At 67.4% G+C, this 13,856-nt stretch carries 13 protein-coding genes and 6 tRNA genes; 4 read left to right on the top strand and 15 right to left on the bottom strand.

Features of this window, described 5'->3' with window-relative positions; translation table 11 throughout:
- Window positions 1-47: 47 nt before the first annotated feature.
- The 12 genes from BP68_RS13310 to folC form a co-directional block, all read right to left on the bottom strand.
- Window positions 48-124 (bottom strand) — tRNA-Asp (locus tag BP68_RS13310).
- 54 nt (window positions 125-178) lie between these two features.
- Window positions 179-254, bottom strand: a tRNA-Glu gene (locus BP68_RS13305).
- Between the two features lie 23 nt (window positions 255-277).
- Window positions 278-353 (bottom strand) — tRNA-Ala (locus BP68_RS13300).
- 8 nt (window positions 354-361) lie between these two features.
- A tRNA-Asp gene (locus BP68_RS13295) sits at window positions 362-438 on the bottom strand.
- 54 nt (window positions 439-492) lie between these two features.
- Window positions 493-568: transfer RNA gene (locus BP68_RS13290), tRNA-Glu, on the bottom strand.
- Between the two features lie 30 nt (window positions 569-598).
- A tRNA-Ala gene (locus tag BP68_RS13285) sits at window positions 599-674 on the bottom strand.
- A gap of 64 nt (window positions 675-738) precedes the next feature.
- Entirely contained in the window at window positions 739-2,145 is a 1,407-nt protein-coding gene (gltX, locus tag BP68_RS13280) for a glutamate--tRNA ligase (protein ID WP_496372514.1), read from the bottom strand.
- Window positions 2,146-2,149: 4 nt separating this feature from the next.
- On the bottom strand, window positions 2,150-3,358 hold the full coding sequence (locus tag BP68_RS13275) for an O-succinylhomoserine sulfhydrylase (protein WP_496372512.1): 1,209 nt from the start codon (window positions 3,356-3,358) through the stop codon (window positions 2,150-2,152).
- Window positions 3,359-3,476: 118 nt separating this feature from the next.
- On the bottom strand, window positions 3,477-4,985 hold the full coding sequence (purF, locus tag BP68_RS13270; RefSeq protein ID WP_496372510.1) for an amidophosphoribosyltransferase: 1,509 nt from the start codon (window positions 4,983-4,985) through the stop codon (window positions 3,477-3,479).
- An 83-nt stretch (window positions 4,986-5,068) separates the two neighbouring features.
- Window positions 5,069-5,557: a CvpA family protein gene (locus BP68_RS13265; RefSeq protein WP_496372508.1), complete on the bottom strand. Its 489-nt coding sequence runs from the start codon at window positions 5,555-5,557 to the stop codon at window positions 5,069-5,071.
- Between the two features lie 36 nt (window positions 5,558-5,593).
- Window positions 5,594-6,445, bottom strand: coding sequence for an SPOR domain-containing protein (locus BP68_RS13260; RefSeq protein ID WP_496372506.1), 852 nt, complete (start codon window positions 6,443-6,445; stop codon window positions 5,594-5,596).
- Between the two features lie 14 nt (window positions 6,446-6,459).
- A complete protein-coding gene (gene folC / locus BP68_RS13255) occupies window positions 6,460-7,785 on the bottom strand; it encodes a bifunctional tetrahydrofolate synthase/dihydrofolate synthase (protein WP_496372504.1) in 1,326 nt (441 codons plus the stop codon).
- Window positions 7,786-7,833: 48 nt separating this feature from the next.
- Between folC and BP68_RS13250 the strand changes: the two genes are divergently transcribed.
- The 4 genes from BP68_RS13250 to argG all read left to right on the top strand — a co-directional run bounded on the left by BP68_RS13250 (window position 7,834) and on the right by argG (window position 10,873).
- Entirely contained in the window at window positions 7,834-8,220 is a 387-nt protein-coding gene (locus BP68_RS13250; RefSeq protein WP_496372502.1) for an ArsC family reductase, read from the top strand.
- A gap of 115 nt (window positions 8,221-8,335) precedes the next feature.
- The gene (locus BP68_RS13245; protein ID WP_496372500.1) at window positions 8,336-8,998 is read left to right on the top strand and encodes a glycine zipper 2TM domain-containing protein; all 663 of its coding nucleotides are present in this window, start codon (window positions 8,336-8,338) and stop codon (window positions 8,996-8,998) included.
- A 147-nt stretch (window positions 8,999-9,145) separates the two neighbouring features.
- The gene (ppnP, locus tag BP68_RS13240) at window positions 9,146-9,463 is read left to right on the top strand and encodes a pyrimidine/purine nucleoside phosphorylase (protein ID WP_496372498.1); all 318 of its coding nucleotides are present in this window, start codon (window positions 9,146-9,148) and stop codon (window positions 9,461-9,463) included.
- Window positions 9,464-9,529: 66 nt separating this feature from the next.
- On the top strand, window positions 9,530-10,873 hold the full coding sequence (argG, locus tag BP68_RS13235; protein ID WP_496372496.1) for an argininosuccinate synthase: 1,344 nt from the start codon (window positions 9,530-9,532) through the stop codon (window positions 10,871-10,873).
- 102 nt (window positions 10,874-10,975) lie between these two features.
- On the opposite strand, the gene queC is transcribed toward argG, so the two are convergent.
- The 3 genes from queC to BP68_RS13220 all read right to left on the bottom strand — a co-directional run bounded on the left by queC (window position 10,976) and on the right by BP68_RS13220 (window position 13,767).
- Complete coding sequence (queC, locus tag BP68_RS13230; RefSeq protein ID WP_496372494.1) at window positions 10,976-11,686, bottom strand: 7-cyano-7-deazaguanine synthase QueC; 711 nt, start codon at window positions 11,684-11,686, stop codon at window positions 10,976-10,978.
- A complete protein-coding gene (locus BP68_RS13225; protein ID WP_496372492.1) occupies window positions 11,683-12,357 on the bottom strand; it encodes a 7-cyano-7-deazaguanine/7-aminomethyl-7-deazaguanine transporter in 675 nt (224 codons plus the stop codon). The genes queC and BP68_RS13225 overlap by 4 nt, the downstream gene beginning before the upstream one ends.
- A gap of 198 nt (window positions 12,358-12,555) precedes the next feature.
- Window positions 12,556-13,767: a helix-turn-helix transcriptional regulator gene (locus tag BP68_RS13220; protein WP_496372490.1), complete on the bottom strand. Its 1,212-nt coding sequence runs from the start codon at window positions 13,765-13,767 to the stop codon at window positions 12,556-12,558.
- Between the last annotated feature and the right edge of the window lie 89 nt (window positions 13,768-13,856).

The following is a 13,856-nucleotide window of genomic DNA, read 5'->3' as shown; positions in this document are numbered from 1 at the left end:
AAAAAGCCGTTGCAAATTATTAATTTGCAACGGCTTTTTGCTTTACTTGGCGGAGTGGACGGGACTCGAACCCGCGACCCCCGGCGTGACAGGCCGGTATTCTAACCAACTGAACTACCACTCCGCGTGGTGTGACTTTTGCTCACTGCCTATACAGCAAGCCAAGTGCCACAAAACTTGGCGACCCTACGGGGATTCGAACCCCGGTACTCACCGTGAAAGGGTGATGTCCTAGGCCTCTAGACGATAGGGTCAAAACCTAGAAAACTAACAATCTTGGTGGAGGTAAACGGGATCGAACCGATGACCTCTTGCATGCCATGCAAGCGCTCTCCCAGCTGAGCTATACCCCCGAAGACATTGGCGGAGTGGACGGGACTCGAACCCGCGACCCCCGGCGTGACAGGCCGGTATTCTAACCAACTGAACTACCACTCCGCGTGGTGTGACTTTCGCTCACTGCCTAGGCAGCAAGCCAAGTGCCACAAAACTTGGCGACCCTACGGGGATTCGAACCCCGGTACTCACCGTGAAAGGGTGATGTCCTAGGCCTCTAGACGATAGGGTCAAAACCTAAGAACTTCCGTTCAATTTTCAGTGGTGGAGGTAAACGGGATCGAACCGATGACCTCTTGCATGCCATGCAAGCGCTCTCCCAGCTGAGCTATACCCCCTTGGATTTCAACAATTACTTAGTAACCGTTGTCATCACCTGAGCCTCGAATTATAGACAGGTTTTTAGCGGTTTTTCAATCGTGCGATGATTTTTTCGCGCCCAAGCAGTTCGAGCACCGCGTCGACCGATGGCGTATGCGCCGTGCCCACGGTGAGCACCCGCACGGGCATGGCCAGTTGCGGCATCTTGATGCCTTGCTCCTTGAGCACATCCTTGATCGCAGCGGCAATCGCCTCCTTGTTCCACTCCACCCTTTCCATGGCGGCAGCAAAGGCGTTCAGCACGGGGGCGGCGGCGTCGGTGACATGCTTGGCGTAATCCTCGGCGTTGCGCTCCAGACCGTCCACGTAGAACAACCGGGCCCAGTGGGCCAAGTCCACCAGGGTATCGCAGCGGTCCTTGAACAGGCCGCAGATGCGCGGCAGACGATCATCGGCATCCAGCAGGGCCTCGGCCACGCCGGTCTTGGCCATGAAGGGGCGGACCAAGGCCGCCAACGCCGCGTCGTCCATCGCCTTGAGGTGCTGGGCATTGACCCAGCGCAGCTTGGCTTCGTCGAATTGGCCTGCGCTGCGGCCCAGGTGGTCCAGATTGAACCATTCCAGGAACTGGGCACGGCTGAAGATCTCGTCGTCGCCATGGCTCCAGCCCAGGCGGGCCAGGTAGTTGACCATGGCGTCGGGCAGGTAGCCTTCGTCGCGGTACTGGGTGACGGCCTTGGCGCCATTGCGCTTGCTCATCTTCTCGCCCTGCTCGTTGAGCACCGTGGGCAGGTGGGCGAACACCGGCACCTGGGCGCCCAGGGCCTCGAAGATGTGGATCTGGCGCGGCGTGTTGTTGACGTGGTCGTCGCCGCGAATCACATGGGTGATGGCCATGTCCATGTCGTCCACGCAGACGCAGAAGTTGTAGGTGGGCGTGCCGTCGGGGCGCGCGATCACCAGATCGTCCAGCTCGCTGTTCTGGAACTCGATGCGGCCCTTGCACTTGTCCTCCCAGGCCACGACGCCGTCTTGAGGCGTTTTGAAGCGCAGCACGGGACGCACGCCTTCGGGCACGGGCGGCAGCACCTTGCCCTCTTCGGGGCGCCAGGTGCCGTCATAGCGCGGCTTTTCCTTGTTCGCCATCTGGCGCTCGCGCAGCGCGTCCAGCTCTTCCACACTCATGTAGCAGGGATAGACATGGCCCGATGCCTGCAGGCCGGCCAGCACTTCCTTGTAGCGGTCCATGCGCTGCATCTGGTAGAACGGACCTTCGTCATGGTCGAGCTGCAGCCAGGCCATACCCTCCAGGATGACGTCGACCGACGCCTGGGTCGAGCGCTCCAGGTCGGTGTCCTCGATGCGCAGGATGAAGTCGCCACCGGTGGCGCGCGCAAAGGCCCAGGGGTAGAGCGCCGAGCGGATATTCCCCAGGTGGATGAAGCCCGTCGGAGACGGGGCGAAACGGGTGCGTACTTTTTGGGTCATAGGTTCAGGCAGTCAGGCCGCGAAGGCCGCGCAACAGATCGTCCTGGATGTCTTCGGGATGCTCCAGCCCTACGGCCAGCCGGATCACGCCCTGGCTGATGCCCGCGGCCTGCCGCTGCGCCTCGGTCAAGCGACCGTGCGAGGTGGTGGCCGGGTGGCTGATGATGGTCTTGGTGTCGCCCAGATTGGTAGCGAGCGAGATCAGCTGGCAACTGTCGAGCACATGGAATGCCTTGGCGCGCGCGGCCTCGGGCGTGTCGCCCGCCAGTTCGAAGGCCACCACGCCGCCGCCCAGCCCGCTCTGCTGGCGCATGGCCAGCGCGTGCTGCGCGTGCGAGGGCAAGCCGGGGTAGAACACCCGCGCCACCTGGGGCTGGGCTTCGAGCCAGCGGGCGATGGCCAAGGCGTTCTCGCAGTGGGCCTTCACGCGCACACTGAGCGTCTCCAGGCCCTTGAGCACTACCCAGGCATTGAAGGGCGAAAGCACCATGCCCGCCGTGCGTATCACGGGCGCGAACCTTTCGCCGACGAGCTGGCTGCTGGCACACAGCGCACCGGCCATGACGCGGCCCTGCCCGTCCAGGTACTTGGTGCCGGAGTGCATGACGATGTCCGCGCCCAGGGTCAAGGGTCTTTGCAGGATGGGCGTGGCAAAGGCGTTGTCCACCGCCAGCAGGGCGCCGGCCTTGCGGGCGATGTCGGCCAGGGCGGCGATGTCGCAGACCTCGGTGAGCGGGTTGGTGGGCGTCTCGGCGAACAGCAGCCGGGTATTCGGGCGAACGGCGGCGCGCCACTCATCCACATCGGTCTGCGAGCAGAACGTGGTTTCCACGCCGAACTTGCCGAACTCCTTGGCGAACAGGTTGAGCGTGGAGCCGAACATGGAGCGCGACAGAACCACGTGGTCGCCGGCCTTGAGCAGGCCCATGATCATCAGCAGGATGGCCGCCATGCCGCTGGCCGTGCCGATGGCGGCCTCCGAACCCTCGAGCGCGGCCAGGCGCTGCTCGAAGCTGGTGACCGTGGGGTTGGAGGTGCGCGCGTAGGTGTAGCCCTCGCCGGTGGCGAAGCGCTCCGCCGACGTGGCGGCGTCCGGCTGCACGAAGCCCGTGGTCAGGTACATCGTTTCGGAGTTCTCGCCGTACTGGCTGGGCGCGACGGCGGCACGGATGGCAAGCGTTTCGGGGCGCAGGCCAGAGGGAAGATTGCTCACGATGAGATTCCTGTTTGAGAAAAACAGGAGCTGCTGGCGCTTTATCAACAAGGGTTTCAGACATATTTCATGCTGAAACCCTTGTACAGCAAGCGCTGACAGCTCACTTTTTCATTGCTTACGCTTCTTGCGCGTTCGGCAGCGACAGGCGGGAAGTGTCCTCCCGCTCCTCTTCGCCGCCGCGGTTGCGGCCCTCGTTCAGGGCCGTCACCTCTTCATCCGAGATGTCGCCGGTGATGTACACGCCGTCGAAGCACGAGGCCTCGAAGCCCTGCACCGCCGGGTTGATCTTGCCCACGGCCTGCTTCATGGCCTCCACATCCTGGTAGATGAGCGCGTCGGCGCCGATCACCTGGCGGATTTCCTCCACCGTGCGGTTGTGGGCCACCAGCTCGCCGCGCGTGGGCATGTCGATGCCGTACACGTTCGGGTGGCGCACCGGCGGCGCGGCCGAGGCCAGGTACACCTTCACGGCGCCGGCGTCGCGCGCCATCTGCACGATTTCCTTGGAAGTGGTGCCGCGCACGATGGAGTCGTCCACCAGCAGCACGCGCCGGCCCTTGAACTCGCTGCTGATCGCGTTGAGCTTCTGGCGCACCGACTTCTTGCGCGTGGACTGGCCCGGCATGATGAAGGTGCGGCCCACGTAGCGGTTCTTGACGAAGCCCTCGCGGTACGGAATGCCCAGCAGCTGCGCCAGCTGCATGGCGCTGGGGCGGCTGGATTCGGGAATGGGGATGATGGCGTCGATCTCGTTGGGCGGCACGGTGGAGACCACGCGCTTGGCCAGCGTTTCGCCCATGTTCAGGCGCGCCTGGTAGACCGAGATGCCGTCCATCACCGAATCGGGGCGCGCCAGGTACACGTACTCGAACACGCAGGGGCTGAGCGTCGACTTCTCGGCGCACTGCTGCGTCTCCACGCGGCCGTCGAGGTGCACGAACACGGCCTCGCCCGGCGCGATGTCGCGCTCGAGCTGGTGCAGCGTGCCCTCCAGCGCCACCGACTCGCTGGCCAGCATCACCGTGCCGTCCGCGCTCCGGCCCATGCACAGCGGGCGGATGCCGAAGGGGTCGCGGAAGGCCAGCAGGCCGTAGCCCGCAATCTGCGCGATCACGGCATAGGAGCCCTTGATGCGCTTGTGCACGGCGCGCACGGCGGCGAACACGTCGGCGGCCTGCAGGGGCGCACCGCTCGTGGCGCGCGAGATCTCGTGCGCCAGCACGTTGAGCAGCACCTCGGAGTCGCTCTCGGTGTTGGTGTGGCGGTGGTCGGTGTCGGCCAGTTCGCGGCGCAGCTGCTTGGCGTTGGTCAGGTTGCCGTTGTGCACCATCACGATGCCGAAGGGCGCGTTCACGTAGAACGGCTGCGCCTCTTCCTCGCTCGACGCATTGCCGGCCGTGGGATAGCGCACCTGGCCCAGGCCGACCATGCCGGGCAGCGCCCGCATGTTGCGCGTGCGGAACACGTCCTTCACCATGCCCTTGGCCTTGTGCATGAAGAACTTGCGTCCTTCCTGGGTGACGATGCCCGCGGCGTCCTGCCCCCGGTGCTGCAGCAGCAGCAAGGCGTCATAGATCAGCTGATTGACAGGGGCCGAGCTGACCACGCCGACGATTCCACACATAGTTCGCGTTCCATTTCCTGGGCGGGAGGATTCCCGCCGATAACAATCTTGCGCCTGCCGCCGGCTGGAGCGGCCCGGCCCCATCACGAAGGCAGATGCCTTCCCAATTCCTCAGGCAGCGCGGGCCTCAATCCCTTGAGCGCCCCTTGCAACATGGGGGCGGCCTGCGACTCTTTCCACCACACGGCCTCCTGCACCGGCGTCCAGCCGGCCACCAGCACCACGGCCAGCAGCAGCACCAGGCCCCGCAGCACGCCGAACAGCGCGCCCAGCGCCCGGTCCGCGGGCCGCAGCCCCACGGCCTCGACCAGCTTCTTGACCGCCCAGGCCACCAGGCCAAAGGCGAACACGGCCCCGACGAACACCACCGCAAAACCGGCCACATGGCGCCAGGTGGCGTCCGCTTGCCCCATGGGCAGCAGGGCGCCCATGTCGTCGGCGAACCACTGCGCCGCGAAAAAGGCCACCACCCACCCAGCCAGCGACAGCAGCTCAAACACCAGGCCGCGCCACGCCCCGATCAACAGGGACGCGGCCAGCACCGTCAGAAAGATCCAATCCAGCGCCGCCATGCGCAGTCCGTTCGGCAGCAGCCGCCCTTGTCCGGGTTACAGCGCCAGCACCGACGCGGGCAGGCCCGCATTCTTGGCGCGCCCGGCGGCCTTGTCGGCCTCGGCACGGCTGGTGAACGGGCCCACGCGCACCCGCGTGCGCTTGCCGTCCTTGGTGTCCACCACCTGGGTGTAGGTCTTGAGCCCCGCGCGCTCCAGGCGGTCGCGCACCTCGCGGGCCTTGTCCGCCTCGGCAAACGCGCCCACCTGCACGATGAAGCGCTCCTGCTCGCCTGCCGTAGCGCTCGTGGCCTGCGCCTGCAGCTCGCGGCCTTCCAGCAGGGCGCGGGCGCGGGCGGCCTCGTCCTGCCGAGCCGGCTTGGGTTCGGGCTTGGGTTCAGATTTGGGTTCGGGCTTGGGCTCCGGCTTCTGTGCCGGGACCAGCTTCGGCTCGGGCTTGGGTTCGGGTTTGGCCTCCACCTTGGCCGGCGCCTTCGGCTCCACCGGGGCGCGCGGCTGCGGTGCCGGTGCGGGGCTGGGCTCAGCGCGCGCGCTGGAAGCCACGACCTCCTCGCCCGCATCCAGCCCGGCGCCGGGAGGCTCGGAAGCCGAGGCGGGCGCCGCCGTGGCGCCGCCCTTTTGCGGCACCACCAGCGGGGCTACCTTGTCGCGGTCGGGAATGTCGATGGCCACGTTCACCGGAATCGGCCGTGGCTGGGTGTCGAACAGCAGCGGAAAGCCCACCACGCCGGCCAGCACCAGCACGGCCGCGCCGATGAGGCGATGGCGCGCGCGGCGGCGCATCTCGTCGATGCTCTCGGCCTGGGAGCTGCGTGAGCGCTTGGCGGGTTTGCTGCTGTCACCCTGCTGCTGTTGCTTGCCGGGCCAACGAAACTTGAAAAATGCCATGGAGTGTGGACTCGTTATGCGCCCAGATGCTTGGCCTGCAGGCGGGGCACTCCGTTTTTGAGCACGCCGCCCACCGTATAGAACGAGCCAAAGACCACAATTCTATCAGCGGGGTCCGCCGCCTCCACGGCCGCCTGCAGCGCCTCCTCGGGGCTGGCGTGCAGGCTGGTGGCCACCGGGCGGCGCCCGCCGGCCACCATCTGCAGCGCGTTCCATTTCTGCTGCAGGCTGGCGGCGCTCTCGGCGCGCGGCGTGGGCAGGTCGGTGAAGTACCAGCGGTCGATCACCGCCCCCACCTTGGCCAGCATGGGCGCCAAGTCCTTGTCGGCCATGGCGCCAAACACCGCATGCGTGGTGGGGAAGTAGCCCATGGCGTCCAGGTTCGCCGTGAGCGCCGCCACCGAGTGCGGGTTGTGGGCCACGTCCAGCACCAGCGTGGGCTGGCCCGGCACGATCTGGAAACGCCCGGGCAGCTCCACCAGCCCAAGCCCCGCGCGCACGGCCTGGGCCGTGATGGGCAGGCGATCGCGCAGCGCCTCCAGCGCGGCCAGCGCGCCCGAGGCATTGACCAGCTGGTTGGCGCCGCGCAGCGCCGGATAGGCCAGACCCGCATAGCGGCGGCCACGCCCGGCCCAGCCCCACTGCTGCTTGTCGCCCGAGAAATTGAAGTCCTGGCCGAAGCGCCACAGGTCGGCGCCGATCTCGCGCGCATGGTCGATCACGCTCTGCGGCGGCATGGGATCGCTGACCACCACGGGACGGCCGGTGCGCATGATGCCGGCCTTCTCACGGCCGATGGTTTCGCGGTCCGGGCCGAGGAACTCCACATGGTCGATGTCCACGCTGGTGATGACGGCGCAGTCCGCGTCAACGACGTTCGTGGCATCGAGCCGACCGCCCAGCCCCACCTCCAGAATGGCGACGTCCAGGCGCGCTTGGCTCATGCGCCGCAGGATGGCCAGCGTGGTGAACTCGAAATAGGTCAGCGAAACCTCGTTGCCGTCCAGGGTCCTGGCGCGTTCCACGGCCTCGAAATGCTCCACAAGGGACTGGGCATCGACGATTTCGCCATGGATGCGGCAGCGCTCCTCGAAATGCACCAGGTGCGGCGAGGTGTAGACACCCGTGCGGTAGCCCGCCTGCAGGGCCACGGCCTCCAGCATGGCGCAGGTCGAGCCCTTGCCGTTGGTGCCGGCCACGGTGATCACGGGGCAGTCGAAGCGCAGCCCGAGCCGGCGCGCCACCTCGCCCACGCGCGCCAGGCCCATGTCGATGTTCTTCGGGTGCAGCTGCTCGCAGTGGCCGAGCCAGCCTTCCAGTGTCTGGGGAAGAGTGTGCATAGAGCCTTGAATTGTCGCCGAGCCGCGCATGGGCGATGATCCAGGCCCATGAGTATCCCCACGATCATCGTCTACGGCATCCCCAACTGCGACACCGTCAAGAAGGCCCGCACCTGGCTCCAGGAGCGCGGCCTGGCCTACCAATTCCACGACTTCAAGAAGCAGGGCGTGCCCGCCGAGCGCCTGCCGGCCTGGATGGCCGCCGTGGGCTGGGACAAGCTGCTCAACCGCCAGGGCACGACCTGGCGCAAGCTGGGCGCCGCCGTGCAAGGCGGCGTGACGGACGCCGCCAGCGCCGCGGCCCTGATGGCGCAGCAGCCCTCGGTCATCAAGCGCCCGGTGGTCGAATGGAGCGGCGAGCCCACGGGGGCCGTGACCGTGGGTTTCAACGCCGATGCGTGGAACGACCGGGCCCCGGAAGGCTCCAATAAATAAAGCGGTACACATCTTTACGCAGATTTACGGGCCTGCGCTGGTGTGTTGAAACGCCGCGCCGAAACTTATGGCCGGTCTGGCGCGTTGTAGACCGACCGAAAGGAGCTTTGAGCCCATGAACAAGATCGTCGTATTGGCCACCCTGGCCACGGTGGCCGTGGCCGTCCAGGCCCAGGAGCAGGGCCGCGTGCTCTCGGCCACCCCCGTCACGCAGCAGGTGGCGACGCCGCAGCAGGTCTGCAACAACGAAACCATTTACAGCGGCGCCCGCCCCACCACGGGCGGCGGCGCGGTGCTGGGGGCCATCGCCGGCGGCGCCGCGGGCAATGCCATCGGCGGCGGCAGCGGCCGCGCGGCCGCCACGGCGCTGGGCGTGATCGGCGGGGCCGTGCTGGGCAACCAGATCGAGAGCGGCCGCCCCGGCTACCAGAATGTGCAGCGCTGCACCACCGAGACCTATTACGACAACCGCGTGATCGGCTACGACGTGGTGTATGAATACGCCGGCCGGCGCTACACCACCCGCACGCAGAACGACCCGGGCGACTGGATTCCGCTGACCGTGCAGCCGGCCGTGCAAGGCATGTCCGGCTACTCCTCGAACTACCCTCCCGGCTATGCCAACGACGGCGGCTACGTGCAGCCCGGCGTGGTGGTGTCCACCCAGCCCGGCCCGCCCGCCTATGTGGTGGAGCCGCCCCCCGCAGTGATCGAGTACCGCGGCTACTACGGCAATCCCTACCGCCCGCCGCGCCACCACGACTACTACTGGCGCTGAGGCCCGGCCCTGCCGTCCCCTGTCGCTCTCGGCCGCCCGGCAAGGAGTTCCACGGAACTCCTTTTTTCATGCCCTGCCCCGCACCGCCGCCGGGGCGCACGGTGCGGGCCTAGAATTGCCGTTTTGTCCCTACACCCGCATCCATCCATGACCACCGAGAAGATCGACGGCGTTTCCGTCACCACCAAGGCCAACGTGTACTTTGACGGCAAATGTGTGAGCCACAACCTCACCTACCCCGACGGCACGCAGAAATCGGTCGGCGTGGTGCTGCCCGCCACGCTCACCTTTGGCACCGGCGCCCCCGAGATCATGGAATGCGTGGGCGGCTCCTGCGAGTACCAGTTGGACGGCTCCGACGCCTGGGTGAAGGTAGGCGCCGGCGAGAAGTTCAGCGTGCCGGGCAACTCCAAGTTCAACATCCGCGTGGCCGAGGCCTTTCACTACATCTGCCACTACGGCTAAGCATGTTTTAGGCCTCTGGCGCTTACCAGATAAGCGCCAGCAGCTATCATTTTCGAGAGAATTTCCATGGCAACCATCCTGCAAAACCTCCCCGTCGGCCAGAAGGTCGGCATCGCCTTCTCGGGCGGCCTGGACACCAGCGCGGCGCTGCGCTGGATGAAGAACAAGGGCGCCCTGCCCTACGCCTACACGGCCAACCTGGGCCAGCCCGACGAGGCCGACTACGACGAGATCCCGCGCAAGGCCATGGAATACGGCGCCGAGAAGGCCCGCCTGATCGACTGCCGCACGCAGCTGGCGCACGAGGGCATTGCCGCCATCCAGGCCGGCGCGTTCCACATCAGCACCGGCGGCATCACCTACTTCAACACCACGCCGCTGGGCCGCGCCGTGACGGGCACCATGCTGGTGGCCGCCATGAAGGAGGACGACGTCCACATCTGGGGCGACGGCTCCACCTTCAAGGGCAACGACATCGAGCGCTTCTACCGCTACGGCCTGCTCACCAACCCGTCCCTGCGCATCTACAAGCCCTGGCTGGACCAGCAGTTCATCGACGAGCTGGGCGGCCGCGCCGAGATGTCGGCCTTCATGACCAAGGAAGGCTTTGGCTACAAGATGAGCGCCGAGAAGGCCTACAGCACCGACAGCAACATGCTGGGCGCCACGCACGAGGCCAAGGACCTGGAATACCTCTCCAGCGGCATCCGCATCGTCAACCCCATCATGGGCGTGGCGTTCTGGAAGCCCGAGGTGGACGTGCCGGCCGAAGAGGTGTCGGTCACCTTCGACGAAGGCCAGCCCGTGGCCATCAACGGCAAGGAAATCGCCGACCCCGTGGAGCTGTTCCTGGAGGCCAACCGCATCGGCGGCCGCCACGGCCTGGGCATGAGCGACCAGATCGAGAACCGCATCATCGAGGCCAAGAGCCGCGGCATCTACGAGGCCCCCGGCATGGCGCTGCTGCACATTGCCTACGAGCGCCTGGTCACCGGCATCCACAACGAAGACACGATCGAGCAGTACCGCGTCAACGGCCTCAAGCTGGGCCGCCTGCTGTACCAGGGCCGCTGGTTCGACCCCCAGGCCATCATGCTGCGCGAAACCGCCCAGCGCTGGGTAGCCCGCGCCGTGACCGGCACCGTCACGCTGGAGCTGCGCCGCGGCAACGACTACTCGCTGCTCAACACCGAAAGCCCCAACCTGACCTACGCGCCCGAGCGCCTGTCGATGGAAAAGGTGGAAGACGCGCCGTTCAGCCCGCTGGACCGCATCGGCCAGCTGACCATGCGCAACCTGGACATCTCCGACACGCGCGACAAGCTCGGCGTGTACTCGCGCGCCGGCCTGCTGTCGCTGGGCGGCAATGCGGCCCTGGCGCAGCTGGAAGACGGCAGCGCCAAAAAATAAGAGCCAAACAAGCCTCTGGCGCTTATGCAGCAAGCGCCAGCAGCTACCAAAACAGAAGCAACTGCCCCGCTGGAAAGCCGGGCGGTTTTTTTGTGCCTGTGTCTAGGGGCGCTGCGCCAGCCACCGCGCCCAGCCCTGGGCCCGCAGCTCGCAGGCGGGGCATGTGCCGCAGCCGTAGCCCCAGTCGTGCAGCCGGTCGCGCTGGCCCAGGTAGCAGCTGTGGGAGTCGCGCCGGATCAGCTCGACCAGGGCGTCGCCGCCTAGCGCATGGGTCAGCGCCCAGGTGTCGGCCTTGTCCCGCCACATCAGCGGGGTCTCCAGCGTCAGCGGCCGGTCCACCCCCAGGCTCAGCGCCACCTGCAGGGCCTTCAGGGTGTTGTCGCGGCAATCGGGGTAGCCGGAATAGTCGGTCTGCGACATGCCGCCCACCAGCACCTCCAGCCCGCGCCGGTAGGCCAGCGCCGCCGCCAGCGTGAAGAACAGCAGGTTGCGCCCCGGCACGAAGGTGTTGGGCAGGCCGTCGGCCTGCATGGCGATGGCCACGTCGTCGGTCATGGCGCTGCCGCCCAGCTGGGCCAGCACGTCCACGGTCAGCAGATGGTCCTGCCCCAGCCGCCCCGGCCATTGCATGGCCTGCATGCCCTCGCGCAGTTGGGCGCGGCAGTCCAGCTCGGCGCGGTGGCGCTGCCCGTAGTCGAAGCCCAGGGTCTCCACATGGCCGTAGCGCGCCAGCGCCCAGGCCAGGCAGGTGGCGGAGTCCTGCCCGCCCGACAGCAGCACCAGCGCGCGCCGCTGGAACGCGGCGCCGCTCATGGCGCGGCCGCCATCGCCGGCGCGGCGCCCTGGCGCATGGTGCGCACGATGGCCGCCAGCGCCACGCCATAGGCGGGCACGAAGAACAGCAGGCTCACGGCCAGCTTGATCACGTAGTCCACCACGGCGATCTCGCCCCAGTGCGCGGCCATGAAGGCGTCAGGACTGCGCCAGAACGCCAGCGAGAAGAATGCCGCCGTGTCCAGCGCCTGGCCGAAGACCGAGGCCGCCGCGGGCGCCAGCCACCACGCACGGCTCTTTTGCCGGATGCGGTCGAACACCTGGATGTCCAGCAACTGGCCCAGCACATAGGCCGCGAAGCTGGCGAAGGCGATGCGGAACACGAAGGTGTTGAAGTCGCCCAGGGCATCCCAGCCGTTGAAGCGGCCCTCATGGAACAGCACGCCCACCACGTAGGACACCGCCAGCGCCGGCAGCATGGCGCGGGCGATGACGCGGCGCGCCTCGGCCTTGCCGATCAGCCGCACCGTCAGGTCGGTGGCCAGGAAGATGAAGGGAAAGCTGAACGCCCCCCAGGTGCTGTGAAAGCCCAGCAGCGTGATGGGCAGCTGCACCAGGTAGTTGCTGGCGATGACGATGGCGATGTGGAACGCCACCAGGAGGGAAAGGTAGAACGGCACGCGCGATGGCGGTGCCTGCAGCGAGGTCATGGCTGTCCTTTTTGGTGAATGGGGGTGAGGGAACCCATGCTGGCGATATTGCCGGGCGGCGATTGTAGGCGTTGGCCGGCGCGCCCGCGCACGGCGCACGCCAAAGCCCTGCAACGCCGGCACTGGCGCAATCCATAAGCAAATCACGCAAAAGACGCCGCCACACAATCGCCACCAGCTATCAAAACAGAAGCAATCCTAGTCTGCCGCCCCCTGCACATGGGCCGGCGTCAGCAGCATCAGCCGCGCCACCAGCGCAATCAGGTCCTGCTGGCGCTGGGTGTTCGTCTTGGCGAACAGCGCGCTTAGCTGCGTGCGCACGGTGGAAATGCGCGAGCCGCGCGCGTCCGCGAAGTCCTGTGGCGTGTGGCCGCGCATCAGCGCGCGCAGCAGCGCGGCCTCGGTGGGGCTCAGGCGGTAGGCCTGGCGCGCCAGTTCCACGGCGGCGGCGCAGTCGAGGTGGCGCTCCATGATCACCCAGGCCACGCCGGGTGCGCGGTAGCCCAGCCCCAGGGCCGCCAGATCGCTCACCGACAGCGTCACCAGCACCAGCGCCCCCGGCAGTTCGGCGCAGCCGCTGCGCCCCAGCAGCGACTGGCGAAACAGCGCGCGCAGCTGCGCATCGGCCTCGCCCAGCAGCACCGGGCCGCGCTGCAGGCTGCGCAGGGCCCGGCTTTCCGGCCGGGCGCTGAGTGTACGCGCGCGGGCGTTGGCATGCAGCAGCCGGCCGGTGGTGTCGAAGAACAGCAGGCCCATGGGCATCTGCTCCATCAGCGCCTCCAGGCCCTGGGTGCGCGTGCGCAGGGCCATCATTTCGCGGTGCAGGTAGGCGGCCTGCTGCACGCCGGCGAATTCGCCGCAAAAGCGCGCCACGTCGTCCGCGCCAAAGCCCTCGCCGCCGCCGCGCCGGCACAGCACCATGTTCAGGTGCCCCACCGGATGCGGCGCGTGGCGGCTGCCGCCCAGCAGGCGCGCGGTGATGTCGCGGGGGCGCAAGAATTCGCTGTAGAACGCCGTGCGCCGAAAGCCCTGCGCATGCTGCTGCGTGGCGTCGATGACGGCCCAGGCCGCTGCGCCCGGCGGCGCGCTTTGCGCATGCCGCGCCACGGCGGCCTCCCACAGCGGGTCTTCCAGCCGCAGCTCGCCCATGTAGCTTTGCACCGTCTCGAATCCCAGGCCCGTGGCCAGCAGCGCGGGCATGCCCTCGCTCGACGGCGACTGCAGCCAGTAGTCCGCATGGGGGTTCGCTGCGAACTCCCGGCCCCAGGGGGCCAGTTGCTCCAGCCCGCCTGACAGAAAGGCGGCCCCCTGCAGCTCGGCGTGGAAGCTGGCCGCATAGCCCGCCAGCGCATGGTTCCAGCGTGCGTGATCGGCCACGGCGCCCAGTAGTTCATTCAAGGCAGGGTGCATGGGGACTCCTTTCGCGGGCAAGGGCATCGACAGGCATGGCCGCGCGGATTCTAGGGCGGCCCCGCTCTGGGCCGGGGCCCGCCCCGGCC

The organism is Diaphorobacter oryzae DSM 22780, from assembly GCF_059568935.1.
The sequence above is the reverse complement of the archived record's forward strand: the minus strand, read 5'-3'. Positions and strand labels throughout refer to the sequence as shown.

What these genes read in the sequence shown, in the direction of transcription:
- BP68_RS13265 (WP_496372508.1), bottom strand. Translation starts at nt 5,557, where the DNA reads ATGGCGGCGCTGGATTGGATCTTTCTGACGGTGCTGGCCGCGTCCCTG.
- purF (WP_496372510.1), bottom strand. Translation starts at nt 4,985, where the DNA reads ATGTGTGGAATCGTCGGCGTGGTCAGCTCGGCCCCTGTCAATCAGCTG.
- BP68_RS13225 (WP_496372492.1), bottom strand. Translation starts at nt 12,357, where the DNA reads ATGACCTCGCTGCAGGCACCGCCATCGCGCGTGCCGTTCTACCTTTCC.
- BP68_RS13260 (WP_496372506.1), bottom strand. Translation starts at nt 6,445, where the DNA reads ATGGCATTTTTCAAGTTTCGTTGGCCCGGCAAGCAACAGCAGCAGGGT.
- gltX (WP_496372514.1), bottom strand. Translation starts at nt 2,145, where the DNA reads ATGACCCAAAAAGTACGCACCCGTTTCGCCCCGTCTCCGACGGGCTTC.
- queC (WP_496372494.1), bottom strand. Translation starts at nt 11,686, where the DNA reads ATGAGCGGCGCCGCGTTCCAGCGGCGCGCGCTGGTGCTGCTGTCGGGC.
- folC (WP_496372504.1), bottom strand. Translation starts at nt 7,785, where the DNA reads ATGCACACTCTTCCCCAGACACTGGAAGGCTGGCTCGGCCACTGCGAG.
- BP68_RS13250 (WP_496372502.1), top strand. Translation starts at nt 7,834, where the DNA reads ATGAGTATCCCCACGATCATCGTCTACGGCATCCCCAACTGCGACACC.
- BP68_RS13245 (WP_496372500.1), top strand. Translation starts at nt 8,336, where the DNA reads ATGAACAAGATCGTCGTATTGGCCACCCTGGCCACGGTGGCCGTGGCC.
- BP68_RS13220 (WP_496372490.1), bottom strand. Translation starts at nt 13,767, where the DNA reads ATGCACCCTGCCTTGAATGAACTACTGGGCGCCGTGGCCGATCACGCA.
- argG (WP_496372496.1), top strand. Translation starts at nt 9,530, where the DNA reads ATGGCAACCATCCTGCAAAACCTCCCCGTCGGCCAGAAGGTCGGCATC.
- ppnP (WP_496372498.1), top strand. Translation starts at nt 9,146, where the DNA reads ATGACCACCGAGAAGATCGACGGCGTTTCCGTCACCACCAAGGCCAAC.